Origin of the sequence: Streptomyces sp. NPDC014801 (assembly GCF_043082085.1) — a bacterium.
GTDB lineage: Bacteria > Actinomycetota > Actinomycetes > Streptomycetales > Streptomycetaceae > Streptomyces.
In genome coordinates this window covers 186,571-213,321 of the sequence record NZ_JBIBXG010000006.1, presented here as the reverse complement: position 1 = coordinate 213,321, position 26,751 = coordinate 186,571, and the positions used below count along the sequence as shown (strand labels likewise).

Genomic DNA, 26,751 nt, shown 5'->3' with positions numbered 1-26,751 from the left:
CGGGTTCCCGTGATGGCCGTTCGGCGCTGTTCGAGCGCCGGTTCACGCGATGGTGTGATCATGTCCCCCCGTCCGGATGCGCCCGGACGGCCCTGGGTAGGGCCCCGGCCATGACGCAGCCGTTCGAACTCCCGCACTTCTACATGCCGTATCCCGCGCGGCTGAACCCGCACCTGGAGGAGGCGCGGACCCACTCCACGCAGTGGGCGCGCGACATGGGCATGTTGGAGGGGTCCGGGATCTGGGAGCAGTCCGACCTCGAAGCGCACGACTACGGACTGCTCTGCGCCTACACCCACCCCGACTGCGACGGCCCCGCCCTGTCGCTGATCACCGACTGGTACGTGTGGGTGTTCTTCTTCGACGACCACTTCCTGGACATGTTCAAGCGCACCCAGGACCGCGCCGCGGGCAAGGCCCATCTCGACCGGCTGCCGCTGTTCATGCCGCTGGACCCGGCCACGCCGGTGCCGGAGCCGGAGAACCCGGTGGAGGCCGGGCTCAAGGATCTGTGGCAGCGCACGGTGCCGTCCATGTCGGTGGACTGGCGGCGCCGCTTCTCCGTCGCCACCGAGCACCTGCTGAACGAGTCGATGTGGGAGCTGTCCAACATCAACGAGGGGCGGATCGCCAACCCGGTCGAGTACATCGAGATGCGCCGCAAGGTGGGCGGCGCGCCCTGGTCGGCGGGGCTCGTGGAGTACGCGACGGCCGAGGTCCCCGCGTCGGTGGCCCGGTCCCGGCCGCTGCGGGTGCTGATGGAGACCTTCTCCGACGCCGTGCACCTGCGCAACGACCTCTTCTCCTACCAGCGGGAGGTGGAGGACGAGGGCGAGAACAGCAACGGCGTGCTGGTGCTGGAGACCTTCTTCGGCTGCACCACCCAGCAGGCCGCCGACACCGTCAACGACATCCTCACCTCGCGGCTGCACCAGTTCGAGCACACCGCCCTCACCGAGGTGCCCGCGCTGGCCCTGGAGCACGGACTCACCCCGGCCGAGGTGGCGGCCGTCGCCGCCTACACCAAGGGGCTGCAGGACTGGCAGTCCGGCGGCCACGAATGGCACATGCGCTCCAGCCGCTACATGAACCAGGGGGCGCGGTCGGAGTCGCCGTGGCAGGCGCTCAACGGGCGCGGCACCTCCGCCGCCGACGTCGGCGCGCTGCTCGCCGCGGCCGCTCAGGACCGGCTGCGGGCCTACCGGAACGTGCCGTTCCAGAAGGTCGGCCCGTCCCGCATCCCCGACCTCTACATGCCCTTCCCGCTGGAGCTCAGCCCCCATCTCGACGGCACCCGCGCCCGCCTGGCCGACTGGTGCCGGGCGATGGGCATCCTCCAGGAGGGCGTCTGGGACGAGGACAAGCTGCGCGCCTACGACCTCGCCCTGTGCTCGGCCGGCATCGACCCCGACGGCACCCCCGAGGCCCTCGACCTCAGCGCCCACTGGCTCGCCTTCGGCACCTACGGCGACGACTACTACCCGCTCGTCTACGGCCACCGGCGCGACCTGGCCGCCGCCCGCCTGACCACGGCCCGGCTGTCCGCGTGCATGCCCGTCGACGGCGAGGAACCCCTCGTCCCGGCCAACGCCATGGAGCGGGCCCTGACCGATCTGTGGGCGCGCACCACGGCGGAGATGAGCCGCGAGGAGCGGATCACCATGAAGGCCGCGATCGACGTGATGACCGAGAGCTGGGTGTGGGAGCTGTCCAACCAGCTGCAGAACCGCGTCCCGGACCCGGTCGACTACCTGGAGATGCGCCGCCAGACCTTCGGCTCGGACCTCACCCTGAGCCTGTGCCGCAGGGGATACCTGCCCGCCGTCCCGCCCGAGGTCTACCGCAGCGGGCCGGTGCGTTCCCTGGAGAACGCCGCCGTCGACTACGCGTGCCTGCTCAACGACGTCTTCTCCTACCAGAAGGAGATCGAGTACGAGGGGGAGATCCACAACGCGATCCTTGTCGTCCAGAACTTCTTCGGCTGCGACTATCCGCAGGCGCTCGGCGTCGTCCACGACCTGATGACCCAGCGCATGGAGCAGTTCGAGCACGTCGCCGCGCACGAACTGCCCGTGCTCTACGACGACTTCGGCCTGTCGGACGAGGCCCGCGCCGCCATGCACGGCTATGTCGCCGACCTGCAGCACTGGATGTCCGGCATCCTCAACTGGCACCGCAGCGTCGACCGCTACAAGGCCGAGTGGCTCGGCCGCCGCGCCCACGGCTTCCTGCCGGATCGCGCCCCCGCCGTGCCCGCCCTGACGCTCAGCTGACGACCGGGACCCGCGGTGCCCGGCGCGCCGCCTCCTCCAGGCGGGCGGCCGTCGCGGCGGCGGCCGCCCGCTCCCCCGGGGTGTCCTGCAAGGCGGCGTACAGACGCTGGGCGCGCAGCGCCTGGGGGAGGTCGCCGAGGTGCTCGAACTCCTCGGCGAGCTCCCGCAGCGGGGAGGGGTCCAGCCGGCCGGGCGCGTCCGGCCGACGCAACAGGCCCTGGTTCATGACGAAGGCGTCCAGGCGGCGGATGAGGGCGACCCGCACGGCCTCCGTCCGCCCCTGCGCGAGCACCGGCCGGGTCCAGGTCGCCAGCGGCTGCGCGGCCGGGTCGGTGTACCCGTCCGTCGCCACGCCCAGGTACTCCCACGGCGGCGGCACCTCGTCGGGGTCGTGCAGGAACCGGTAGGCGTTCAGCTCCCGGGCGTTGAGCAGCACGTGGTCGGGCTCGGTGCGCGTCAGCGCCCGGTGCAGCATGCCGACCAGCTCCACCGGGGAGCGCCGCGGCAGCCCCAGCCCGGCGAGCAGCTCCTCGCGCTCGGCGTCGATGCCGTAGTGCTCCCGTATCTCCTCCTCGACCTCGGCCGTGCGGGCGAGGATCCGCTCCTCGCCGTCCTCGGGCGTCAGATCCGCGAACGCGCCCCAGTCCGCGAGCCCGATCAGCACCTCGAGCGCCTCGTCGACGCTCGTGCCGATCAGGCAGGCGCCGCCCTCGGAGTCGGCGTGCAGCACGGCGCCGTCGCCGCACACGACATAGGTGCCGCCGGTGTCGTCCCCGGCCACCACGGTCAGCGGGCCGCCCGAGGCCAGCCGCACCGGTTCCACATGGCCGTGGGCCGCGCGGTCCACGTCGAAGTCGAAGGGGAAGGCGGCCAGTTCGGCCAGGCGCGGGTTCGCCCGCAGCTTCCGCAGCGCGTGATCGGTCATGTCACGGAACGTAACAGCGCCCACTGACAACGCCCCCGCCGTCCCGCTCGCCGCCCCTCGCGCCGGTCACCGGATCTTCTTGTCCGGAATAGGGCATTCAGGGAACTTCGGCCGTGTGCCGGGAGTCTTCCAGGGGGAGGGGAACAGACGACAGAACACACGGGGGTGTTCACCTTGACCGACCTCGTCGACCAGACCATCACGGCGAGTGAGAAAGCGGACGACGGGAAACCGGCTCCGGCACCGACTGCGGCCACGGCTCCGGCCCCGGCCGAACTGACGCCGTACGTCGCGCCGCTGCCCGTCCCGCCCGTCCTGCGCCCGGCCGCCGCCGACGTGCTGCACGAGACCGAGATCGCCCTGCGTCCCACCTGGGTGCGCCTGCACCCGCAGCTGCCGCCGACCCTGATGTGGGGCTACGACGGCCAGGTGCCGGGACCGACGATCGAGGTGCGGCGCGGGCAGCGCGTCCGCATCGCCTGGACCAACCGGATACCGAAGGACAGCGAGTACCCGGTCACCTCGGTGGAGGTGCCGCTGCGCACCGACGGGCGTCCGCCCGCCACCACCGAGCCCGGCCGCGAGGGCGTCGAGCCGAACAAGGACGTCGCCGCCCTGCCCGCCTGGTCGGTGACCCATCTGCACGGCGCGCAGACCGGCGGCGGCAACGACGGCTGGGCGGACAACGCCGTCGGCTCCGGCGACGCCCAGCTCTCCGAGTACCCGAACGACCACCAGGCCGTGCAGTGGTGGTACCACGACCACGCCATGAACATCACGCGGTGGAACGTGATGACCGGCCTGTACGGCACCTATCTCGTCCGCGACGACGAGGAGGACGCGCTCCGTCTGCCGTGCGGGGACCGGGAGATCCCGCTGCTGCTGGCCGACCGCAACCTCGACACCGACGAGGACGGCCGCCTCAACGGACGGCTGCTGCACAAGACGGTGATCGTGCAGCAGAGCAACCCGGAGACCGGCAAGCCGGTGTCCATCCCGTTCACCGGCCCGTACACCACGGTCAACGGCCGTATCTGGCCCTACGTCGACGTCGACGCCGCCTGGTACCGCTTCCGGCTGGTCAACGCCTCCAACGCACGCATCTACGACCTCGTCCTCGTCGACGAGGACGGCACCCCGGTGCCGGGCGTGGTGCACCAGATCGGCAGCGACGGCGGGCTGCTGCCCCGCCCGGTGCCGATCGACTTCGACGCCGCGCTGCCGACGCTGACCGCGGCGCCCGCCGAGCGCTTCGACCTGCTCGTCGACTTCCGCGGCCTCGCCGGCCGGACGCTGCGGCTGGTGAACAAGGGCCGCAACCAGCCGCCGGGCGTGCCCGACCCGGCCGGGGACGTGCGTTACCCGGAGGTCCTGGAGTTCCGGGTCCGGGAGAGCTGCGAGGCGGACACCTTCGAGCTGCCCGAGGTGCTCTCCGGCTCCTTCCGCCGGCTCACGCACGACATCCCGCACGGCCACCGGCTGATCGTGCTGACCCCGCCCGCCACCAAGGGCGCCGGCGGCCACCCGGAGATCTGGGAGATGACCGAGGTCGCCGACCCGTCCGGCCTCCGCCTCCCCGCCGACGGCGTCATCCAGCTCACCGGGGCCGACGGCACGACGAAGACGTACCGGCGCACCGCGCGGACCTTCAACGACGGGCTCGGCATCACCATCGGCGAGGGCAGCTACGAGCAGTGGAGCTTCCTCAACCTCGCGCCGATCGTGCACCCCATGCACATCCACCTGGCCGACTTCCAGCTCCTCGGCCGGGACGCCTACGACGTCTCCGGCTTCGACCCGGCGGTGGGCGGCACCCGCACACCGATCCGGTTCGACGCGACCCGCGCGATACCGCTCGCGCCCAACGAGCACGGCCACAAGGACGTCTTCCGGGTGCCCGGCAGCCAACTGCTGCGCGTCATGGGCCGGTTCGACGGGGCGTACGGCCGGTTCATGTACCACTGCCACCTGCTGGAGCACGAGGACATGGGCATGATGCGGCCCTTCGTCGTCATGCCGCCCGAGGCGCTGAAGTTCGACCACGGCGGCGCCCACGGCGGCCATGGGGAGGGGCACACGGGCTGAGACCGGGCACGGGGTGCGCCGAGCCGCGGTCGCGGGGCGAGACCGCAGGCGGATGTGCCCGGGGTGGTGTCAGACCGCCGCCGGGCGGGAGACCCCGGCCGCGTGGTCGACGGCGGCGCGGGCCAGGCCCCGGATCACGGGGTGCGGGCGCGCGCCGTCGCCGTACAGCTCCGGCTGGAACAGGGAGGCGAGGAAGAACGGGTGACCGGGCAGCTCCGCGATGCGGACCTGCCCCTGCGGGTCGTGCCCGCTGAACCGCAGCCCGTGCCCGGTCAGCGTGCCGAGGTGGCGGGACGGCCCGTAGTGGCAGGAGTAGCGCTCCACGGTCCGCTCCGCCCCGATCACGGTCTGGGCGAGCGAGCCGGGCTCCAGCAGCACCGTGTCCTCGTGACCCGCCAGCGAGCAGGCCAGCGGCTCGATGAGGAAGTCCCCGGCGTCGGGGTCGTTCTCCGCGTGCGCCACCCCGGTCAGCCCGCACACGTTCCGGGCGAACTCCAGCAGCGCGTGCTGGAAACCACCGCACGTGCCGAGGAACGGGATGCGCTCGGTGCGCGCGGTACGGATCGCGGCGAGGACGCCGGCCTCGCTGCGGTACGGGCTGCCCGGCACCACCCACACGGCGTCGAAGCCGGACACCGCGCCCTCGGCCGCGGCGTCCTCGGACGGGATCCAGTAGGCGTCCAGGACGAGCCGGTCGTGGACGGCGAGGGTGTGGAGCAGTTCGGGGATACGGGTGTGCGAGACGACGTCGGGGGAGCGGTCGCCGACCAGGGCGACCTTCGCGGCGGGAGAGACGGTGTCGGTCATGACCTCATCCTGGTCGCGGTCCGTCGTTCACGTCCAACGATGATCCCTGCAATCTCCATAAGGGTTCCTGATGGGATGCTGGCGGCATGGACCCGCACCTGCTGCGCACCTTCGTCACCGTGGCCCGCCTGGCCTCCTTCTCCGAGGCGGCCCGCACCCTCGGCTACACCCAGTCCGCGGTCTCCCAGCACATCGCCGCGCTGGAACAGGACCTCGGCGCCCCGCTGCTGACCCGCCGGCCCGTCGCCCCCACCCCGGCCGGCGACCGCCTGCTGGAACACGCGGGTCCGCTGCTGCTGCGCCTGGACGCCGCCCGCGCCGACGTGACCCGCATCGTGGCCGCCCCCGACCAGGGCCTGACCCTCGCGGCCACGGCCACCGCGCTCGCGCCGGCCGTGGTGGCGGCGCTGCCGCCCGCGGGCGTGACCGTACGGGTGCTGCCCCGCGACGAGGTGCCCGCGGCCGTGGCCACCGGCAGCGCGGACCTCGCCCTGGCCGACGGCCTCGCCGCGCCCAGCGACCCGCTCCGGCTGCCCGACGTGGCCCCGCTGACGGCGTACGGCGTGGCCGAGGAGCCGGTGTGCGTGCTGCTGCCGGCGGCGCATCCGCTGGCCCGGCGTCCGGGGCTGCGGCTCCCCGATCTCGCCGACGCGCGCTGGCTGGACGCCCCCGACGCGGGGCTGCCACTGGCCCGGCTGCGGGCCGTGAACGGCGGCCACGGCTTCAGGCCCGCCCTGCGCTACGAGGGCACCGACGTGCGCACCCTGACCGCGCTGGCCGCCGCGGGACACGGCCTGACCCTGCTCCCGCGCACGGCGGCCGGCACCGTGCCCGGGGCGATCGCCGTCCCGGTGACCGCGCCGCGGCTCGTGCACCGCGTGGAACTCCTGTACGCGGGACCACCCCGCGGCGCGGCGGCGACCTTCGCGAACGCCCTCGGAGGACGCGCGTGAACCGCCCGGCACCGCCGGATCACATCCAACCGGGGCCACCGAGCGCCCCCGGCGGGACTATTCGCTGTTGACGGCTGGTCAGTCTCACTCTTTCGTGGCACGTTCCGCGGTGGTGCGCCGGGTAGAGCACCTGCCGGAGGCGAACCATGGAACAGACTGCGTTGCGTCCCAAGCCGATGCCGGGCCGCGACCCCGGCGGCACCACGTCCGCGGGGCAGCCCCGGCGCCCGCACGCCGCGCGGCGGCGCGGCCGGCGGCTCACCACCCTGCTGTTCGGCCTGCTCGTCGGGGCGGTGCTGGTCCTGGCCGGCGTCGGGCTCGGCACCGTCGGCGCCACGGTGATCGGCCTGAGCAAGCTCGCCGACCTGCAGCGCCAGGCCACCCCGCACGCACCGCCCGGCCCGTCGCACGCCTCCGCCGGCGCGCCCTCCCACGGGGCCGCGAACCCGGCGACCGGCCCCGCCGCCCCGGCCGGCCGGGTGCGCGCCTCCCTCGGGGTGGAGGTGATGGACGGACAGAAGCCGGGCGCCCTCGTCGTCGGTGTGCACATCCCCGGCCCCGGTTACTCGGCCGGCCTGGTCCGCGGTGACCTCGTGCTCGCCGTCGGCCAGAGCCGCGTCGACTCGGCGGCCGACCTGGCGCGGGCGATCGCCGGGGCACGCCCGGGCGCACAGGTGGTCCTGACGGTGCGTCACCGAAGCGGTGGCTACCAGCAGCTGACCGCCGTACCGGGAGTCCTCACCTGATCGTGGCAACGGGGCCGGTGAGCCGTCCGGCGCGGCGCGCGACAGGCCCACCTCGGCGCCCCGGACGGGCGGCCGCGTGAGCGCACCTCGCGGTAAAGCGGCCGTGCGCCCGCGGGCCGTCACCGGCTGTGACGGGCGATCGACGTGGCGCCGATAGTCACAGGTGGGGAAACCGGCTCGCGTGGGCACCGTGCGGCGGGCAGGATGCTGGCAGGCGGACAGATCCTTCCCGGACGCCAGGCAGACCCTTCGTCAGACAGGAGAGGCCGATGACCGGCACCGCGCCCGCACCGTTCGGCGCCGACGACTACCGGGCCCGGATGGAACGCGCCGCGCGGGCCGCCGCCGACGCCGGCCTCGCCGGGCTGCTCGTCGCCCCCGGGCCCGACCTGGTGTGGCTCACCGGCTACGCCCCGACCGCCGTCACCGAACGCCTCACCCTGCTGGTCCTCGCCCCCGGCCGTGACCCCGTCCTCGTCGTGCCCACCCTGGAGGCCCCGGACGCCGCCCATGCGGCCGGCGCGCCCGCCCTGACCCTGCGCGACTGGACCGACGGCACCGACCCCTACGCCGCCACCGCCGGCCTCCTCGGCGCCGGCGGCCGCTTCGGCATCAGCGACAACACCTGGGCGATGCACCTGCTCGGCCTCCAGCGGGCCCTGCCCGGCAGTTCCTACGCCGCCCTCACCGACGCCCTGCCCATGCTGCGCGCCGTCAAGGACGCCGCCGAACTGGAGCTGCTGGCCGCCGCGGGCGCCGCCGCCGACGCCGCGTTCGAGGAGATCCGCAAGGTCGCCTTCGCCGGCCGCCGCGAACGCGAGGTCGGCGCCGACCTCGCCGACCTGCTGCGCCGCTTCGGCCACTCCCAGGTCGACTTCACCATCGTCGGCTCCGGACCCAACGGCGCCAACCCGCACCACGAGGTCGGCGACCGCGTCATCGAACACGGCGACATGGTCGTCCTCGACTTCGGCGGCCTCAAGGACGGCTACGGCTCCGACACCACCCGCACCGTCCACGTCGGCGAACCCACCGACGAGGAGCGCCGGGTCCACGACGTGGTGCGCGCCGCCCAGGAGGCCGGATACGCCGCCGTACGCCCCGGCGTCGCCTGCCAGGAGGTCGACCGCGCCGCCCGCCGGGTCATCGAGGACGCCGGGTACGGGGAGTACTTCATCCACCGCACCGGCCACGGCATCGGCGTCACCACGCACGAGCCGCCGTACATGATCGAGGGCGAGGAACAGCCGCTCGTGCCCGGCATGTGCTTCTCCGTGGAGCCCGGCATCTACCTGCCCGGCCGGTTCGGCGTGCGCATCGAGGACATCGTCACCGTCACCGAGGACGGCGGCCGGCGGCTCAACAACACCACCCGCGAGATGGTCATAGTGGACTGAAGGCGACACTGGTACCACCATCACCCATCGAGCGAGCGACGACGGCGCGACCATGACCCAGGCACCGACACCCACCGCGGACACCGTCCGCAGACTGGTCCGAACCCTGCTGAAGGAAGCCGGGGACGACACGGCCGGACCCGAGGTCCGGCCCGTCGCCGAGGGCGGCGGCCCCTGCACGTGGTGGGTCGGCACCCGCCATGTGCTGCGCCTCGCCCCGGACCGGGAGGCCGCCGCCCGGCAGCGCCGCGAGCTGCGCCTGCGGGACCTGGTCCGCCCGCACGTCCCCGTCGCCGTGCCCACCAGCATCGCCCACGGCGAGTGGAGCCCCGGCCTGACCTACACCCTCGACACCTTGGTGCCGGGCGGTACGGCCGAGGAGCACGACGTCTCCGCCATCGGCGAGGCGGACCTCGCCGGGTTCCTCACCGGGCTGCGCGCGGTGCCCGCCCGGCAGGCCGAGACGCTCGGCGTGCCGCGCACCGCCCCCCGCTCCCTGGAGGCGCTGCGCCGGATGGCCGTGCCCGCCGCGCGGACCCTGGCCACCGCCGAGGAGTTCGATCCCGGACGCCTGGCCCAGCTCACCCCGCCGGGCGCGGCGCAGCTCGCCGCGCAGACGGGCACCGCGGTCCTCGTCCACCACGCCCTCGCGGGCGAGCACCTCGTCGTCAGCGGCGACGGGCGGGTGCGCGGCGTCCTGGACTGGACCGGCGCCGTCCTCGGCGACCCGGCCGAGGACATCGCCGGCCTCGCGCTCGCCGTCGGCTCCGGCGCCGCCGTCCGCGCCGCGACCCTCGCCGGCTACGGCGCCCGCCCCTGCCTGCGCGGCCTGTGGCTGGCCCGCTGCGACACGGTCATCCGCCTCGCCGAACGCCTCGAGGGCCGCGACGGCACTCCCCTGGAACTCCTGCAGACCCAGCTGCAGCGGGCCTGGGAGGCCATCCTGCTGGAACGGGTCACGGAGCTGCGCGAGGACGGGTGAGGGAGCCCGCCCGCCGGCCCGCCCGAGGTGCCCGCCGGTCCGCCCGGGGCGCACCCGGGCCCGTGCAGCCACCTGAGGGCGCGCACCGGTCGCGCAAACGCTTGCGCAAGCGATTACGCCTGTTCCAGGACCACGCTCGACGCGCCCGGGACGTGCAACACCCCGTCGTCGCCCGGCTCCCGCACCGGCTCCCACGCCGCGAGGACGCGGACAGGGCGCGTGCCCAGGGGGATCGCCGCCGGTTCCTTGCCGAGGTTCACCACCACGCGTACGTCGCCCCGCCGGACGGCGAGCCAGCGCGCGTCCTCGTCGTAGGCGACCTTGGTGTCGGCGAGGTCGGGGTCGGTGAGGTCGGGATGGGTGTGCCGCAGGGCGATCAGCTGCCGGTACCAGGCGAGCACGCGCGCGTGGGGCTCACGCCGCGGCTCGTCCCAGTCCAGGCAGGAGCGGTCCCGCGTCGCCGGGTCCTGCGGGTCGGGCACGTCCTCCTCGGCCCAGCCGTGCGCCGCGAACTCCCGCCGCCGGCCCCGCCGTACCGCCTCCGCGAGCTCGGGATCGGTGTGGTCGGTGAAGAACTGCCAGGGCGTGGACGCGGCCCACTCCTCGCCCATGAACAGCATCGGCGTGAACGGCGCGGTCAGCACCAGCGTCGCGGCGCAGGCCGTGAGGCCGGGGGAGAGGGACGCGGCCAGCCGGTCGCCCTGGGCGCGGTTGCCGACCTGGTCGTGGGTCTGGCTGTAGCCCAGCAGCCGGTGCGCGGCCGTCCGCGAGCGGTCCAGCGGGCGCCCGTGGGTGCGGCCGCGGAAGGAGGAGTACGTGCCGTCGTGGAAGTAGCCGCCGGTGAGCGTCTTGGCGACGGCGGCGAGCGGGGCGCGCGCGAAGTCGGCGTAGTAGCCCTGCGACTCACCGGTCAGCGCGGTGTGCAGCGCGTGGTGGAAGTCGTCGTTCCATTGCGCGTGCAGCCCCAGTCCGTGCTCCTCGCGCGCCGTGATGAAACGCGGGTCGTTCAGGTCGGACTCGGCGATCAGGAACAGCGGGCGGTCCGTCTCCGCGCCCAGCGCGTCCACCGCCGCGGACAGCTCCTCCAGGAAGTGGCACGCGCGCGTGTCGACCAGCGCGTGCACCGCGTCCAGCCGCAGCCCGTCGATGCGGTAGTCCCGCAGCCAGGCCAGCGCGCTGCCCACCAGGTAGGCGCGCACCTCGTCCGAGCCGGGCGCGTCCAGGTTGACCGCGGCGCCCCAGGGCGTGTGGTGCGTGTCCGTGAGGTAGGGGGCGAACGCGGGGAGGTGGTTGCCCGAGGGCCCGAAGTGGTTGTGCACCACGTCGAGCACGACGCCGAGGCCCAGCTCGTGCGCCCGGTCGACGAACCGCTTCAGCGCCTCCGGGCCGCCGTACGGCTCGTGCACGGCCCAGAGCGAGACACCCTCGTATCCCCATCCGTGCGTGCCCGGGAACGGGCACAGCGGCATCAACTCCACGTGCGTGACGCCCAGTTCCACCAGGTGAGCAAGCCGCTCGGCGGCGGCGTCCAGCGTACCCTCGGGCGTGTAGGTGCCCACGTGCAGTTCGTACAGCACCGCGCCGGGCAGCGGCCGGCCGGACGGCGGCGTGCGCCACGTGTACCGGCCGTGGTCGACGACCGCGCTCAGCCCGTCCGGCCCGTCCGGCTGCCGGCGCGAGCGCGGATCGGGCAGCACCGGCCCGTCGTCCAGCGCGAAGCCGTAGCGCGAGCCGTCGTGCGCCTCCGCCTCCTTCGTCCACCACCCCGCTCGCTCCGGATCGCGCTCCATCGCGTGCGTGACGCCGTCGCACGTCAGCGTCACATGATCGGCCTGCGGTGCCCACACCTCGAACTGCACGGACGGTTCCCCTTCGTCTGCTCACCGTGATGTAGCCCGTCCATGGTGCGTCACACACGATCAATCCGCTTTCCGATCCTCCCTTTTGCGGGGTGTCGGCGGGGTGTCGCCGCCCGCCGGGTCCGTGCCGCACGCGCGCGTGACGGCCGATCCGCCGTTTTCTGGACACCCGCTGTCGGCTGACCGACAATCACACGTGTGACGTCGTCCTTCGAGTTCTCCACGTACCCCGCGCGGTTGTCCGACGCGGAGCGCGACCACGCTCTGAAGGTGCTGCGCGACGGCGTCGCCCTGGGCCGGCTGTCCCACGACACGTTCGTGCGGCGCATGGAGCTCGCGCTGGCCGCCCGCCACGCCGACGAGCTCGCCGCGCTCACCGCCGACCTGCCCCAGGACGGCCGGCTCTCCCGCGCCCTGTTCGGCGCCGTGGAGGCCGTGTCGGGCTTCACCGTACGGCTGCGCCGCGCCTGGCAGGCCGAGCGGCTGCCCAAGCTGCTGCTGCCCCACCCCGGCAGCGGCCACCCGCTGCGCATCGGCCGCGACCCCGCGAGCGGCCTGCGGCTGAACCACGAGACCGTCTCCCGCGTGCACGCCGAGCTGCGCCACCAGGGCGGCATGTGGGTGCTCCGCGACCTCGGCTCCACCAACGGCACGACGGTCAACGGCCGCCGCGTGGTCGGCTCGGCCGTCGTCCGCGAGGGCGACCTCGTGTCCTTCGGGCAGATGGCGTTCCGGCTCTCCGGGCAGTGAACGCCGACCGCCGGTGCCGTTCCAAATCGGCTTGACCGCCGTGGTGTTGACGTACCCGCCGTACCGTGACTGACTGTCCGTACACCATGCACACCAGGTGAACCGTCGGTACCGCACGTGGAGGTGTGCCCTGCCGCCGCTCCTGCGCTACCCGGGCGTGGACGAGCTGGCCGCCCGCGCCGCCGCGCTGGCCGCCCGCCACCCCCGGGACGCCCGGCTGCGCCGCGTCGGCACCTCGCGCGCGGGCGAGCCGCTGTGGCTGCTCTCCGTCGGACACGGCAGCCGCCACGCCCTCGTCGTCGCCGGGCCGCACGCCAACGAGCCCGCCGGCGGCGCCACGGCGCTCCGGCTGGCCGAACGCGCGCTCGCCGACCCCGGCCTGACGGAAGGCGCCGACGCCACCTGGAACCTGCTGCTGTGCCTCGACCCCGACGGGCTGCGCCGCAACGAGGGCTGGCTGTCCGGCCCGTACACCCTCGGCCGCTACTTCCGGCGCTTCTTCCGCCCCGGGTTCCTGGAGCAGCCCGAGTGGCTGCCGGACGGCGCGCAGGCCGCCGCGCTGCCGGAGACCCGCGCGCTGCTCGACCTCCAGGACGAGCTGAAACCTTTCTTCCAGGCCTCCCTGCACGGCGTCGACATCGGCGGCGGCTTCGTCGAGGTGACCCACGACCTGCCCGGCCTCGACCAGCGGGTCGCCCACGCCGCCGGCCGCCTCGGCATCCCCCGCGAACTCGGCCCCTACGACACCCTGTACTGGCCGAGCATCGGACCGGCCGTCTACCGCATCCCGCCGCCCCGCCCGCGCGACCTGGCCGCCGCGATCACCGAGGCGGCCGTGCAGTCCACCTGGTTCCATCCGCACCGGCACGGCACCGTCACCGCGATCGTCGAGGCCCCCATGTGGGGCGTGGCCGCCGTCGAGGACGGCTCCACGCCCGCGGACGCCGACGCGGTGCTGCGGGCCGTGAGCGCCACGCTGCGGAGCGAGACGCGGCTCCTGGAGCGCCTCCTCGCGCGCATCCGGCCGCATGTCACCGGCACGGCGGACGCGGCGCGGCTGCTCGCCCCCGTCGACGACTATGTACTGGTCTGCCCCGGCCTGGCCGACGCCTGGGACCCCGACACGGCCGTCCCCGGCCACGCCCTGCCGCCGCTGAGCACCGCCCACCTGACCGCCCTGCGCATCGCCGGGCGGCGGCTGGTCCTGCGCACCGCCGGGCTGCTGCACCGGCTCGTCACACAGAGCGGACGCGATCCGGCGGGCGTCCTGCCCGAACTGGACCACCTCATCGACACCGGCTGTGCCGACTACCGCGACCGCCACGGGGCGGTGTGGATCCCGGTGGTCCGCCAGGTGGAGTACCAGTCGCGCGTGGTGCTCGCCGCCTTCGAACTGGCCGGCGAACACGCGTCCGCGCGCTCCCGTTCGGGTGAGCCGGGCTGGTGTTCCGGCCGTGCGGTGCCGATGCACCGGGAATGACCCATCTGACACGACCGGCGGCGGCCGGGCTGCTCGCCGCGGCCGCCGTCCTCACCCTGACGGCCCCCGCGACGGCGCTCGTCACCCGGCACGGCGACTGGCTCGAGATCACCGTCACCCGCGGCGAGGAGCGGTCCGGCGACACGCGGGGCGCCCTGCTGCGGTGCGACCCGCCCCAGGGCCACCCGCGCGCGGCCGAGGCCTGCGCCCAGCTCGCCACCGTCGACGGCGACATCGGCGCCCTCCCGGCCCGGAAGGACGCCATCTGCACCCTCGTCTACGCCCCGGTCACCGCCGAGGCCCACGGCCGCTGGCACGGCCGCCCCGTCACCTACCGGGAGACCTTCGCCAACCGCTGCGAGATGCGGGCCCGCACGGGCGCGGTGTTCGCGGTGGACGCCGAGGAGCGACGCGGGTGAGGTGACGCGGCGGGGCCGCGCCGCGGGGCTGCGTGATGCGCCGCGGGGGCGGCACGCGCGGGTGCCGTTGTGTGGGCGGGGCCGGCCGCTGGACGCGCGCGTGTGCGGCGCCGGCTCTGCTCGGCGGCCGGCGGCCCGTGCCGGGCGGCCGTGACGCGACGCCCTCAGGCCCGTTCGGCCGGCGTGCGGCGTGCGGCGTGCGGCGTGCGGGGTGCGGGGTGCGGGGTGCGGGGTGCGGGGTGCGGGGTGCGGGGTGCGGGGTGCGGGGTGCGGGGTGCGGGGTGCGGCGTACTGCGTGCCGCGGGGCCGTCACCGACCCGGAACCGACCCGGAGCCGACCCGAAGCCGCCCCCCGCCCCCCGAGCGCTCAGTCCAGCGTCTCGCGCGCCTGCTGGGCCGCCGTGACGACCGTGCGGGCCTGGTGCTCGACCTGGTCGTGCAGCGGTACCCAGCGGGCGTGGAAGCGGCGGGCGAAGCTCTCGCTCCAGTGCACCACCAGCCGCTCCAGACGCGGTGCCGCCCGGTCGCCGGCGTCCCTGAGGACCCGCAGCAGCATCGCCGCCGCCCGCAGCGGCAGCCGCCGGGCGAAGGCGTCGACGCTGCCGACGTACGCCATCGTCGTGTCGGCCGGCGTGGTGCGCACCCAGTCCTCGGCGAGCCCGGGCACCAGCGCCAGCGTCCACAGGGCGGCCCGCAGCAGCGGATCGTCGTGGCCCGCGAGCCGCGGCCGCGCCTCGGCCAGGATCTCCTCCACCAGCAGCGCGTCGCCGCGCAGCCGGTGCGCGAGCCGCCCGAGCGCCGCCGCCGGGGCGGGGTGCGGCGCCGGATCGCCGACGAGGTCGCTCGCCCACATCGGCACCTCGACGATCGCGGTGAGCCCGCCGTGGCGGTGCGCGTGGTACCAGGTGCTGTGCCGGGCGTCGTCCGGCATGCTCGGGTAGGCCGCGCCCGCCCCCGGCGCGGGCATCACGTGCACGCCCGGCCCCGAGGCGGGCCAGCCCGCGGCGTCCGAGGCGCCCGCCTCCACCGGTATGTGCAGCTCGGCCGCCGACTTCGCGAACGGTTCCGCGAGCCCCGGGATGTCCCGCGTCAACTGCACCCAGGTGCCGCCCAGATCGGTGCCGTGCAGGCTCACCTGCAGGTACGGCCGCACCTCGTCGATCACCGCGGTCAGCGCCCGCGTCTCGGGCGGCAGCCGGTCCGGCGGCAGCACCGACGGCGACCACTCCGGCTGCTCGGGCCCGGCGGGCCGGTAGAAGCCCAGGTGGTAGTCGAGCAGGCTGCGCGGCGCCGGCGTGACGTGCAGGCTCGCCCCGTCGGGGTCCGCGCACAGCAGGAAGTGCCAGGAGACGCCGTCCCGCAGAGCCCTCTCCCGTACGGTCCGCTCGGCGAGGGACCGCACGGTGGCGCCGCCGGCCGGCTCGTTGGCGTGGGCGCCCGCGACGACGAGCACCGCGCGCGGGGCGTGTCCCACGGACAGCAGGTGCAGCGGCCGGCCCGCCCGGGAGACGCCCACCTGGCGCAGTGCGCACAGGCCGGGCCGCTCCCCGGCCAGCGCCTGTGCGGACGCGACCAGTTCGGGAACACTGGGGTAGCGCAGCTCCGGCAGGAGACTCACCCCCGACTCGTCGTCCCGTGCCTCGCCCTGGCAGTACCCCACGGACGCGTGCCCCTGTCAAGGAGCCGGGAGCCGCCGTCGCACGGTCGTGACGGCGGCCTTGGGCGTCACTCGGCGACGCGCTCCAGCAGCGCCACCGGCAGCCGCTCGAACAGCTCCGACACGCGCGTGTGCCCCGCGAACTCCCGCGCCGGATCCAGCGCGTCCGCCCACCGTCCCGGCGGCAGCGCCAGCACCGTGTCCCGCCAGCCGCCGGACTCCGCCAGCCGCCGCGACAGCCGGGTCACGGCCGTCACCGCCTGCCCGGAGCGGGCGAAGGCCAGGCAGTGGTCCGCCGCGGGTCCCTCGGCCGTCAGCGGCTCGTACGTCGCCGAGGTGCCGAAGACCTCGGGCCGCTTTCGGCGCAGCCGCAGCGCCGCCGCGGTGAGCGCGCCCTTGTCGCCCGGGTCCGCGGGCGGGAAGGACACCGGGCGCCGGTTGTCGGGGTCGACCAGGGCCCGGTACTCGGCCTCGGTGCCCTGGTAGACGTCCGGCACGCCCGGCATCGTCAGCTGGACCAGGGCGGTGCCCAGCACGTTCGCCCGGATGTGCTCCGCCAGCTCCTCGCGGAACGCGGTGATCCGCTCGCCCGGCACCCCGCACGGTCCCGCCGCCACGAAGGCCGCGACCGCCTCCTCGTACGGCGGTTCCTGTTCCGTCCAGCTCGTGTACAGGCCGGCCTCCCGCACGTGCTTCAGCAGCGCCTCGCGCACCCGCTCCGGGTCGGCCGGGCCCAGCCCGAACACCGTCTGCCAGGCCGCCCACGCCAGCTGCGCGTCGGGCGCGCCCTCGTCCGCGCGCGTGACGGTGTCCAGCAGCTCCGCCCAGCTCTCCGGGCACTCGGTGAGCACGGCGAGCGCGGCGCGGACGTCGGCGCTGCGCTTGGTGTCGTGCGTGGAGACCACCGTGCCCGTCGCGGGCCAGTCGCGCTGCACGCGCGCGCAGTAGGCGTGGAAGTCCGCGGGGGACACCGCCGGAGCGCCCGGCTCGCCGCCCACCTCGGTCGCCGACAGCAGCGGCACGTACCGGTAGAACGCCGTGTCCTCGACCGACTTGGCGCGCAGCGCCGACGCCGTCTGCGCGAACCGGGCGCGCAGCTCGACCTGGTCGGGGCCGTCGCCGTACCGGCCGAGGAGCAGGTCGCGCACGACGTCGACCGCGCCGCCCTCCTCGGGCACCAGGAACGCCTGCTTGGCCTGCTCGGCCGCCTCCTCGGTGATCACCGACGAGGCGTCGACGGAGGTGTACGGCCGGTACACGCGCAGGCGCACCAGCAGTTCCTGCAGCGCGGTGCGCAGCGCCCACGGCGCGCGGTCGCGCAGGGCGGGCTCGGACGAACCGGCGCACGCCCGGTGCGCCACCCGGGTGAGCCGGTCGACCTCGGCGGCCAGCTCGTGCGTGAGCACGCTGTAGGCCGCGCGGCGGGCCGTCGCCGCCCAGTCGCCGCCCCGGTCCGTCTGCGGGGCCGCGAACCGCCGGTAGGCGGCCAGCAGTTCGTCCGCGCCGGCCGGGTCGGCGAACAGGCCGTCGATGTGCCGCAGGGCGTCGTAGCCGGTGGTGCCCGCGACGGGCCAGGAGGGCGGCAGGTGCTCGCCGTCGGAGAGGATCTTCTCCACGACCGTCCAGCGGCCCCCGCTCGCCTCGTGCAGCCGCCGCAGATAGGCGTCGGGGTCGGCGAGGCCGTCCGGATGGTCGACGCGCAGCCCGTCGAGGACGCCCTCGTCGAGCAGCTTGAGGATCAGGCCGTGGGTGGCGTCGAAGACCTCCGGGTCCTCCACGCGCACGCCGATCAGCTCCGAGATGCTGAAGAACCGCCGGTAGTTCAGTTCCGTGCGGGCCAGCCGCCACCACACCGGCCGGTACCACTGGGCGTCCAGCAGCTGCGGCAGCGGCAGGTCCTCGGTGCCCTCGCGCAGCGGGAAGACGTGGTCGTGGTGGCGCAGCACGTCGCCGTCCACGCGCAGGTCGCCGATCACGTCCCCGAGGGGGCCGCCGAGCACGGGCACCAGCAGCTGCCCGCCCTGCGCCTCCCAGTCGATGTCGAACCATCGCGCGTACGGCGACTTCGGGCCCTCGCGCAGGACCTCCCACAGGGCGCGGTTGTGGCGCGGTGCCATCGCCATGTGGTTCGGGACGATGTCCGCGATCAGTCCGAGGCCGTGCTCGCGCGCGGTGCGGGCGAGGGCGCGCAGTCCCTCCTCGCCGCCGAGCTCGTCGCGCACGCGCGCGTGGTCCACCACGTCGTAGCCGTGCGCCGAGCCCGGCACCGCCTGCAGGACGGGGGACAGGTGCAGATGCGACACGCCGAGCCACGCCAGGTACGGCACGGCTGCCGCGGCGGCGGCGAACGGGAACGCGGGCTGCAGCTGCAGCCGGTAGGTGGCCGTCGGGACGAGGGGGGCGGGGCGCTCGCGTGTCATGGAAACGTACGTACCCGCCCTGCCGCCTTTCGTGTCATCGGCTCATCCTCCTGCACGCGCGCGTGTGGCTAGCTTCGGGTGATGGGAACGACGGGGCGGCGCCCGGCGCCGGGAACCTACCGCCGGGTCATCGGGCTGAGCGGGCCGCTGCTGCCCGTGGTGTCCTTTTTGGCGCGGCTGCCGACGGCGACCATCCAGTTCGGCAGCGTGCTCCTCGTCGCCCGGACGAGCGGCTCCCTGGCCGCGGCGGGCGTGACCGGCGGGGCGCTCGCGGCCGGTCAGGTGGCGTGCGGCCCGCTCGTGGGGCGGCTCGCCGACCGGCACGGACAGCGGCCCGTGGTCCTCGTCTTCGCCCTCGCCAACGCGCTCGCGATCGGCGCGCTGGTCGCCGGGGCGCTCGCCGGGCTGTCCACGCCGCTGCTGGCCGTCCTCGCCGCCGCGGCGGGCGCCAGTGTGCCGCTGATCGGCCCGCTGGGCCGCGCCCGCCTGGTGGCGCTGGCCCGCCGGGCCGGGGCGGGGGAGTCCACGGTCGGCGCCGCGCTCTCCTTCGAGAGCACCCTCGACGAGATCTCCTTCGTCCTCGGCCCGGCCCTCGTCGGCCTCGCCGCCGTCCTCGCCCACCCCGCCCTCGCGCTGGCCGGGGCGGCCGTCCTGGTCGCCGGGTGCGGTACGGCGTTCGCCCTGCACCCGACGGCCCGCGCGACGCTCCCGCCGTCCCGTCGGGACCGCGACGGGGCGCCGGGCCGGGAGGCACGCCGCGCGGACGGGCGGCGCGCCGATGAGGCGGACTCGGCACCCGACGGGCCGGTCGGGCGCCGTGCGGGGGCCCGCCGGGTCCGGCCCGGTCGGCGCGCGCGGATGCCCCGCTCGGTGAACGCCCTGCGGGCCGCGCTCGCCCTCCAGGGCGCCATGTTCGGAGCCTGCCAGGCGGGGATCACCGCCCTCACCGGACGGCTGGGGCAGGCGGACCAGGCGGGGCTCGTCTACGCCGCCATGGGGGTGATGAGCGCCCTCGCCGGGCTGTCGACGGCGTTCCTGCCCGCCGGGGTCGGGCTGCGGGTCCGCTGGCGGGTGGCCACCGCGGCGGCGTGCGCGCTGTCGGTGCCGCTGCTGTGGACGGACTCCCTGGCCGGTCTGTACGCCGTCGTCACCGTCCTCGGCGCCGCGTACGCCCCGCATCTGATCACGGTGTTCGCGCTCACCGAGCGCGCGGTGCCGCCCGCCCGGCTCGCCGAGGCGATGGCGTCCGCGACGAGCGCCCTGGTGGCCGGTCAGGCCCTCGCCGTGGCCGTCACCGGCCGCCTCGCCGAGTCCCACGGCCCGGGCGCGGCCTTCGCGGCCGGCACCGCGGCGGCCGGCCTCGCCGCCGTCGTCGCCCTGACGGCCCGCCCGGTGCCGTACACGGAACGCGCCGCGGAGCCCCTGCACGCGCGCGTGGAGACGTCCTGAGGAGGCGTCTAGTCGGTCAGGCGTCCTGAGGGGCGTCTGCTGGGTCAGGCGTCCTGAGGAGGCGTCTCGTCGATCGGGCCGGGCTCGGCCGAGACACCCCCTGAACCCGCTCGCGCCGGTCGGGCGGGGGCGGTGATCGAGCCGTTGCCGGCTGGTTCCGGGGTCCTCCCGACGGCGCTGTGGTTCCCTGGTGGGCGACCCCACGCCGAAGGAGCAGCCCATGACCGACGCCCCTGTCCCCTTCGAGGTGTACGAGGCGGGAACGTATCTGCACGGGACGAAGGCGGACCTCGCCCCGGGGGACCTGCTGACCCCCGGCTACGCGTCCAACTTCGAGGAGGGGCGCACGTCCCGTCACGTCTACGTCTCCGAGACCCTGGACGCCGCCGCCTGGGGCGCCGAGCTGGCGGCCGGCGACGGACCGGGCCGGATCTACGTCGTGGAGCCGACCGGCGAGCTGGAGGACGACCCCAACGTCACCGACAAGAGGTTCCCGGGCAACCCCACCCGCTCCTTCCGCACCCGCGAGCCCGTGCGGGTCGTGTCGGAGCTCAAGGACTGGGTCGGGCACACCCCCGAGCAGATCGAGGCCATGCTGAACGGGCTGGCCGACCTCCGCCGCCGCGGCGCCGCCACGATCCTGGACTGACGCCCCGGGGCGCCCCCGCCCCTGCGCATCGAGCAGGGACGGGGGCGCCCCGGGCCGGCCGGCGGGCCCCTAGGCCGGTCGCCTCAGTACCGTCAGGCTGCGGTCCACCAGGGTCAGCTTCTCGCCGGCCTCGACCTCGGGGCCCGCGTCCGGCGGGACGCCCTCCGGCAGGGACGTGTCCACGACGACCTGCCACCGGCGGCCGTGATCGACCGGCACGACGAAGTCCAGCGGCTTCGGCGAGGCGTTGAACATCAGCAGGAACGAGTCGTCGGTGATGCGCTCGCCGCGCGGCCCCGGTTCGGAGATCGCGTTGCCGTTGAGGAACACCGTGAGCGCCGAGGCGGGCGCCGACTCCCAGTCCCGCTGGGTCATCTCCCGGCCCTCGGGCGTGAACCAGGCGATGTCGGACAGGTCGTCGTGGGTGCCCTCCACGGGGCGGCCGTGGAAGAAGCGGCGCCGCCGCAGGACGGGGTGGTCGCGGCGCAGCCACACCATCGCGCGGGTGAAGTCGAGCATCGGGTGCCCGCCGTCCTTGGGCCAGTGCACCCACGCCAGCTCGCTGTCCTGGCAGTAGGCGTTGTTGTTGCCCTTCTGGGTGCGGGCGAACTCGTCGCCGTGGCTGATCATGGGCACGCCCTGGGACAGCATCAGCGTGGCCACGAAGTTGCGCATCTGCCGCGCGCGCAGCCGCAGCACCTCGGGGTCGTCGGTCTCGCCCTCGGCCCCGCAGTTCCACGACCGGTTGTGGCTCTCGCCGTCGCGGTTGTCCTCGCCGTTGGCCTCGTTGTGCTTGTCGTTGTACGCCACGAGGTCGTGCAGCGTGAAGCCGTCGTGGCAGGTCACGAAGTTGATCGAGGCCAGCGGCCGGCGCCCGTCGTCCTGGTACAGGTCGGACGACCCGGTCAGCCGGGAGGCGAACTCCGCCAGGGTGCGCGGCTCGCCCCGCCACAGGTCACGGACGGTGTCGCGGTACTTGCCGTTCCACTCGGTCCACAGCGGCGGGAAGTTCCCCACCTGGTAGCCGCCCTCGCCGACGTCCCACGGCTCGGCGATCAGCTTCACCTGCGAGACCACCGGGTCCTGCTGGACCAGGTCGAAGAACGACGACAGCCGGTCCACCTCGTGGAACTGCCGGGCCAGCGTCGCCGCGAGGTCGAAGCGGAACCCGTCGACGTGCATCTCCGTCACCCAGTACCGCAGCGAGTCCATGATCAGCTGCAGTACGTGCGGGGACCGCATGAGCAGCGAGTTCCCGGTGCCGGTGGTGTCCATGTAGTACCGGGGGTCGTCCGCGAGCCGGTAGTAGCGCGGATTGTCGAGGCCCTTGAAGGACAGCGTCGGCCCCAGGTGGTTGCCCTCGGCGGTGTGATTGTAGACGACGTCCAGGATCACCTCGATGCCGGCCTCGTGCAGCGCCCGCACCGCCGACTTGAACTCCAGCACCTGCTGCCCGCGGTCGCCCCAGGAGGCGTAGGCGTTGTGCGGTGCGAAGAAGCCGATCGTGTTGTAGCCCCAGTAGTTGTTCAGGCCCATGTCGACCAGCCGGTGGTCGTTGACGAACTGGTGCACGGGCATCAGCTCCAGGGCGGTCACGCCCAGCTCCACCAGATGATCGATCACCACCGGATGGGCGAGCGCCGCATAGGTGCCGCGCAGCTCCTCCGGCAGCCCCGGGTGCCGCATGGTGAGGCCCTTCACGTGCGCCTCGTAGATCACCGTGTGGTGGTACTCGGTACGGGGACTGCGGTCGTCGCCCCAGTCGAAGTACGGGTTGACCACCACCGACGTCATCGTGTGGGGCGCGGAGTCGAGATCGTTGCGCCGGTCGGGGGCGTCGAAGTGGTAGCCGTACACCTCCTCACCCCAGTTGATCGAGCCGCTGATCGCACGCGCGTACGGGTCCAGGAGCAGCTTCGCCGAGTTGCACCGCAGCCCGCGTTCGGGAGCGTACGGACCGTGCACCCGGTAGCCGTAGCGCTGTCCGGGCATCACGCCCGGCACGTACGCGTGCCGCACGAACGCGTCGCTCTCGCGCAGCTCGATCGCCGTCTCCGAGCCGTCGTCGTGCAGCAGACACAGCTCTACTCGGTCGGCGGCCTCCGTGAAGACCGCGAAATTGGTTCCGGCGCCGTCATAGGTGGCACCGAGTGGATACGCCTCGCCAGGCCAGACCTGCATGGATACGACTCTTTCAGGTGTACGGCGCCTGAGGGAGCGCCTTGCTGGCGAGTCTCCCCCAAAGTGCGGGACGCACCTATGACGTACGTCCCTTTTGTCGGACGTCCGGGCGGGGAAGCAGGGTGCCTCCGGTCGTGGGGTGCGTGTGAGCCCTGAGGTGCGCGGGGCGAATGGCGACGGTGGGGTCCACGGAGCAGGGGAACGTCCGTGCGAAAGTGACCGGGTGTCACCTTTCGCTATGAATCCGCTCACTCCCCGCGCACCCCGGGCCCGGAACGTCCGCGCGGATGCGGGTAGTTGAGAGCCGACCCTGTCCATCGGGCTGCATCGCCGGCCGCTCGCGGAGTACCCTTCCTTGATCGTTGAGAGCGGGGAGTGCTCGGGGGAGCGGAAGGCGGTGCGCGGGTGGGCTCGGGAGAGCTGGAGCTGCCCCCTGGTGACGAGGGTCACGAGGGGAACTCCGCAGAGGTCCCGCCCGGCACGGTGTCGCTGGCCAGACCCATGCAGACGGGCGCCATCGGACCGGAGCTGGACTGGGACGCCGATGCCTGGCGCGAGGTGCGCACCCGCGCCCAGCGGGCCGGCCGCGCCTACATCTGGCTGAACCTCGTCGAGCAGCGGCTGCGCGCCGTCGTGGCCGCCGTGCTGCGGCCCGTCTACGAGCCCGTCCACGGTGACGAGTGGGTGGTCGCGGCGGCCGGGCCCGCCGGGCAGGAGTGGGTCCAGCGCGCCGCCGCCGTCCGCGAGGTCAGCCGCCGCAAGGGCTATCTGCTCGACCCGGCCGACGACAATGTCATCAGCTTCCTGACGCTGCCTCAGCTGCGCGAGCTGATGGTGCAGCACTGGCCGTGCTTCGAGCCCTACTTCGACGACCGGCGCGACGTCGAACTCGCCCTGGACGAGCTCGAGGTGACCCGCAACGTCGTCTCCCGCAACCGCGCGCTGTCCGAGGCCGTCCTCGGCCAGGCCGAACGGGCCTCCGCGCGCCTGCTGGAGATGCTCGGCGCCGGCGGGGACGTGCCGTCCGCGCGCCGGCTGCCGGTCGACGCGGTCGAGGACCTCGTCGGCGACCGCTACGCGGACGTGGTCGCCGTGCACTCGGACCGGGTGCGGCTGCTGCGCCAGTTCCCGGCCGAGGACATCTTCGGCCAGGCCCGCCGCCTGGACGCCATCGGCATCGGCCTCAACCTGCTCGTGCAGAACTTCTCCGGCCGCCGCCTGGTGCGCCTCGCCGAGGCCGGCGCCCGGATCCGGCTGCTCTTCCTCAACCCCGCCTCCAGCGCCGTCAAGCGGCGCGAGCGGGAACTGGGCATGAAGCGGGGCGAGCTGAGCCGCGCGGTGGAGATGAACATCCTGCACATGCGGCGGGTGCGGGCCCGGCTGCGCGACCCCGGCGCCTTCGAGATCCAGGTCTACGACGACACCCCGCGCTTCACCGCCTACCTCGTCGACGGCGACGGCGCGGACGGCATCGCGGTCGTGCAGTCCTATCTGCGGCGGGCGCGGGGCATGGAGGCGCCGGTGCTGGTGCTGCGCGGCGGCAACCGGGTGGTGACGTCGGAAGGCGTCGAGGACGCCGGGCTCTTCTCCACCTACAAGGAGGAGTTCGAGCTGGCTTGGGCGGATTCGCGGCCCGTGTCCTGAAGTGTCCCGGCGGTGGGGCCCGGAGTCCGGGGCGGCGGCCGGTTGTCAGTGGGCCGTGCGATGGTGGAGGCCACTGGGGGACAGCACCACCGAGAAGGGGGGCCGCCATGGCCTGGCACCGCGAGCTGCTCGTCGGCTTCGACCTGGAGACGACCGGCACGGATCCGCGTGAGGCACGCATCGTCACCGCCGCCGTGATCGAGGTCAGGGGCGGGCAGGTGCTGGGGCACCGCGAATGGCTGGCCGACCCGGGAGTGGAGATCCCGGCCGACGCGGTCGCGGTGCACGGCATCAGCAACGAGCGGGCGGCGGCCGAGGGCAGACCGGCGGACCAGGTCGCCGACGCCGTCGCGGACGTCCTCACCGGGTACTGGAAGGCGGGCGTCCCCGTCGTCGCCTACAACGCCGCCTTCGACCTCACCCTGCTCTCCGCCGAACTGCGGCGCCACGGCCTGCCGTCGCTGCGCGACCGGCTCGGCGGCGCGGACCCGGCCCCCGTCGTCGACCCCTACACCATCGACCGCTGGGCCGACCGCTACCGCCGCGGCAAGCGCAACCTCGAAGCTGTCTGCGCGGAGTACGGCGTCCCGCTCGACTCCGCGCACGACGCCTTTGCCGACGCCCTCGCCGCGGCCCGCCTGGCCGGCGCGATAGCCGGCCGCCACCCCAAGATCGCGGACCTCGGCCCGGCGGAACTGCACCGCCGCCAGGTCGAGTGGTACGCGGACTGGGCGGCGGACTTCCAGAGCTTTCTGCGCCGCAAGGGCGAGACGGACGCGGTGGTCGACGGCACCTGGCCGCTCAGGGAGGTCGCGGGGGAGCGGGTGTGACGCGGAGCGGGGCGGCAGCCGCCGCCCGGTGAGTTCACCGGGCCATGCGGGGGTGAAGCACGGCGGGGCGCCGGCCTTCCGGTGAGCTCAAGGTCCCTGGGCTGACTCATGTTGGAGTGGCAGCCTCCCGGTGAGCGCAAGGTCTCTGGGCGTGAGTCACGTTGGAGTGGCAGCCTCCCGGTGAGCTGACGCGGGTGGCCGGTGGCGGGCGTGACTCACCGTGGAGCGGCCGTCTCCTGGTGAACTGACGGGGCATCGGCGGCCGGCGGGCGCAGCGCCCCGCCCTCGACGCGGTGGCCGGGTGCCTCCCGGGCGGCGCGGGCCCGGTGGGCGCGTTCCACCGCCTGACCCCAGTACGTTCCGGCGACCATCAGCGCCGCGCCCAGCGCCGTGAGCGCCGTGAGGTGCTCGCCGCCGAGCGCGATGCCGACCACGGCCGCCCACACCGGCTCGGTGCCCAGCAGCAGGCTGGCCCGGCTGGCGGAGGTGCGCTGCACCGCCCAGGTCTGCGCGAGGAAGGCGAACACGCTGCAGAACAGGGCGAGGTAGAGCAGCTGGGCCCAGGTGGCGCCCGGTGCGCGCACCAGTCCCGGCAGATCCGCGGCGGTCGCGGGCAGGAACAGCGCGGTGCCGACGGCCGTCTGCACCGCCGTCAGCTGCAGCGGGCGTACGGACCTGCGGGCGGTGAGCCGGCCCACCAGCGCGACGTGCACCGCCCGCACGCCGGCGGCGGCCAGCATCAGCACGTCGCCGAGGCGCGGCGCGTGGAAGCCGTTGCCCGACATCAGCAGCCCGACGGCGAGCACGCACACGCCGGCGGCGGCGTAGAAGGAACCCGGCAGTCCGCCCGGGTGGCCGGAGCGGTCCAGGAGAGGGGTGAGCACGATGGTCAGGCTGATGATCAGGCCCGCGTTGGCGGCCGTGGTGTGGGCGACGCCGTAGGTCTCCACGACCAGGACCGCCGCCTGGGTGAGGCCGAGCGGGAGCCCGGCCCGCCACTCGTCGCGCCGCACCCGGCGCGGCCCGCGGCGGCCGGCGATCACACCGGCGCAGGCCAGGAGGGAGAGGGCATAGCGCGCGAGGAGAACGGTCAGCACGGGCAGCGCGGCCGTGGCCGTCTGGGCGGAGAGATAGCTCGAACCCCAGACGAGCGCGACCAGGAGGAGTACCGCATCGGTACGGCGGGCGTCGGACACCCGCCCACGGTGCACCAGCGACGACCGTGAAGCCCAGCACGACTTCCTA

The 26,751-nt window shown here is 74.4% G+C and carries 20 protein-coding genes; 13 read left to right on the top strand and 7 right to left on the bottom strand.

Annotated features, from left to right (window positions below):
• Positions 1-110 precede the first annotated feature (110 nt).
• Complete coding sequence (gene cyc2 / locus ACF1AL_RS16190) at positions 111-2,273, top strand: germacradienol/geosmin synthase Cyc2 (RefSeq protein ID WP_391826229.1); 2,163 nt, start codon at positions 111-113, stop codon at positions 2,271-2,273.
• On the opposite strand, the gene ACF1AL_RS16185 is transcribed toward cyc2, so the two are convergent.
• Positions 2,266-3,198, bottom strand: coding sequence for a hypothetical protein (locus tag ACF1AL_RS16185; protein WP_391826227.1), 933 nt, complete (start codon positions 3,196-3,198; stop codon positions 2,266-2,268). The genes cyc2 and ACF1AL_RS16185 overlap by 8 nt on opposite strands.
• A gap of 198 nt (positions 3,199-3,396) precedes the next feature.
• On the opposite strand from ACF1AL_RS16185, the gene phsA reads away from it, so the two are divergent.
• Positions 3,397-5,283 (top strand): O-aminophenol oxidase PhsA, encoded by a 1,887-nt coding sequence (gene phsA / locus ACF1AL_RS16180; protein ID WP_391826400.1) that lies wholly within the window; start codon positions 3,397-3,399, stop codon positions 5,281-5,283.
• Between the two features lie 69 nt (positions 5,284-5,352).
• On the opposite strand, the gene ACF1AL_RS16175 is transcribed toward phsA, so the two are convergent.
• Positions 5,353-6,090, bottom strand: a complete 738-nt coding sequence (locus ACF1AL_RS16175; protein WP_391703616.1) for a hypothetical protein — start codon at positions 6,088-6,090, stop codon at positions 5,353-5,355.
• Between the two features lie 86 nt (positions 6,091-6,176).
• Between ACF1AL_RS16175 and ACF1AL_RS16170 the strand changes: the two genes are divergently transcribed.
• The 4 genes from ACF1AL_RS16170 to ACF1AL_RS16155 all read left to right on the top strand — a co-directional run bounded on the left by ACF1AL_RS16170 (position 6,177) and on the right by ACF1AL_RS16155 (position 10,168).
• Positions 6,177-7,043 carry a LysR family transcriptional regulator gene (locus tag ACF1AL_RS16170; protein WP_391826225.1) on the top strand — a complete coding sequence of 289 codons (867 nt, stop codon included), beginning with the start codon at positions 6,177-6,179 and terminating at the stop codon, positions 7,041-7,043.
• Between the two features lie 146 nt (positions 7,044-7,189).
• On the top strand, positions 7,190-7,789 hold the full coding sequence (locus ACF1AL_RS16165) for a PDZ domain-containing protein (RefSeq protein WP_391703621.1): 600 nt from the start codon (positions 7,190-7,192) through the stop codon (positions 7,787-7,789).
• A gap of 269 nt (positions 7,790-8,058) precedes the next feature.
• Positions 8,059-9,186 (top strand): M24 family metallopeptidase, encoded by a 1,128-nt coding sequence (locus tag ACF1AL_RS16160; protein ID WP_386418943.1) that lies wholly within the window; start codon positions 8,059-8,061, stop codon positions 9,184-9,186.
• 52 nt (positions 9,187-9,238) lie between these two features.
• Positions 9,239-10,168: an aminoglycoside phosphotransferase family protein gene (locus ACF1AL_RS16155; RefSeq protein ID WP_391826223.1), complete on the top strand. Its 930-nt coding sequence runs from the start codon at positions 9,239-9,241 to the stop codon at positions 10,166-10,168.
• A gap of 113 nt (positions 10,169-10,281) precedes the next feature.
• Here the strand turns inward: ACF1AL_RS16155 and treZ are convergent, their stop codons facing one another.
• The gene (gene treZ / locus ACF1AL_RS16150) at positions 10,282-12,027 is read right to left on the bottom strand and encodes a malto-oligosyltrehalose trehalohydrolase (RefSeq protein WP_391826221.1); all 1,746 of its coding nucleotides are present in this window, start codon (positions 12,025-12,027) and stop codon (positions 10,282-10,284) included.
• Positions 12,028-12,225: 198 nt separating this feature from the next.
• On the opposite strand from treZ, the gene ACF1AL_RS16145 reads away from it, so the two are divergent.
• From ACF1AL_RS16145 to ACF1AL_RS16135, 3 genes are all read left to right on the top strand, one after another.
• Positions 12,226-12,777: a DUF1707 and FHA domain-containing protein gene (locus tag ACF1AL_RS16145; protein ID WP_366837628.1), complete on the top strand. Its 552-nt coding sequence runs from the start codon at positions 12,226-12,228 to the stop codon at positions 12,775-12,777.
• 97 nt (positions 12,778-12,874) lie between these two features.
• Positions 12,875-14,257 carry a M14 family zinc carboxypeptidase gene (locus ACF1AL_RS16140; protein WP_391779572.1) on the top strand — a complete coding sequence of 461 codons (1,383 nt, stop codon included), beginning with the start codon at positions 12,875-12,877 and terminating at the stop codon, positions 14,255-14,257.
• On the top strand, positions 14,254-14,676 hold the full coding sequence (locus tag ACF1AL_RS16135; RefSeq protein WP_386418947.1) for an SSI family serine proteinase inhibitor: 423 nt from the start codon (positions 14,254-14,256) through the stop codon (positions 14,674-14,676). The genes ACF1AL_RS16140 and ACF1AL_RS16135 overlap by 4 nt, the downstream gene beginning before the upstream one ends.
• A gap of 367 nt (positions 14,677-15,043) precedes the next feature.
• Here ACF1AL_RS16135 and ACF1AL_RS16130 read toward each other — a convergent pair whose 3' ends face one another.
• Positions 15,044-16,294, bottom strand: coding sequence for a M14 family zinc carboxypeptidase (locus tag ACF1AL_RS16130; RefSeq protein ID WP_391826219.1), 1,251 nt, complete (start codon positions 16,292-16,294; stop codon positions 15,044-15,046).
• Positions 16,295-16,401: 107 nt separating this feature from the next.
• Positions 16,402-18,753 carry a malto-oligosyltrehalose synthase gene (gene treY / locus ACF1AL_RS16125; protein ID WP_391826217.1) on the bottom strand — a complete coding sequence of 784 codons (2,352 nt, stop codon included), beginning with the start codon at positions 18,751-18,753 and terminating at the stop codon, positions 16,402-16,404.
• Between the two features lie 81 nt (positions 18,754-18,834).
• On the opposite strand from treY, the gene ACF1AL_RS16120 reads away from it, so the two are divergent.
• Together ACF1AL_RS16120 and arr are read left to right on the top strand one after the other, a co-directional pair.
• Positions 18,835-20,202, top strand: a complete 1,368-nt coding sequence (locus ACF1AL_RS16120; protein WP_391826215.1) for an MFS transporter — start codon at positions 18,835-18,837, stop codon at positions 20,200-20,202.
• A gap of 220 nt (positions 20,203-20,422) precedes the next feature.
• On the top strand, positions 20,423-20,851 hold the full coding sequence (gene arr / locus ACF1AL_RS16115; protein ID WP_391826213.1) for an NAD(+)--rifampin ADP-ribosyltransferase: 429 nt from the start codon (positions 20,423-20,425) through the stop codon (positions 20,849-20,851).
• 69 nt (positions 20,852-20,920) lie between these two features.
• Here arr and glgX read toward each other — a convergent pair whose 3' ends face one another.
• Positions 20,921-23,032 (bottom strand): glycogen debranching protein GlgX, encoded by a 2,112-nt coding sequence (gene glgX / locus ACF1AL_RS16110; RefSeq protein WP_366837621.1) that lies wholly within the window; start codon positions 23,030-23,032, stop codon positions 20,921-20,923.
• A 405-nt stretch (positions 23,033-23,437) separates the two neighbouring features.
• Here glgX and ACF1AL_RS16105 point away from each other — a divergent pair, with 405 nt between their 5' ends.
• Both ACF1AL_RS16105 and ACF1AL_RS16100 read left to right on the top strand, forming a co-directional pair.
• Positions 23,438-24,676: an SAV2148 family HEPN domain-containing protein gene (locus tag ACF1AL_RS16105; protein WP_391820946.1), complete on the top strand. Its 1,239-nt coding sequence runs from the start codon at positions 23,438-23,440 to the stop codon at positions 24,674-24,676.
• A gap of 107 nt (positions 24,677-24,783) precedes the next feature.
• Entirely contained in the window at positions 24,784-25,506 is a 723-nt protein-coding gene (locus ACF1AL_RS16100) for a 3'-5' exonuclease (protein ID WP_391657941.1), read from the top strand.
• A 215-nt stretch (positions 25,507-25,721) separates the two neighbouring features.
• On the opposite strand, the gene ACF1AL_RS16095 is transcribed toward ACF1AL_RS16100, so the two are convergent.
• Positions 25,722-26,702 (bottom strand): DMT family transporter, encoded by a 981-nt coding sequence (locus tag ACF1AL_RS16095; protein ID WP_391826211.1) that lies wholly within the window; start codon positions 26,700-26,702, stop codon positions 25,722-25,724.
• Positions 26,703-26,751: the final 49 nt, after the last annotated feature.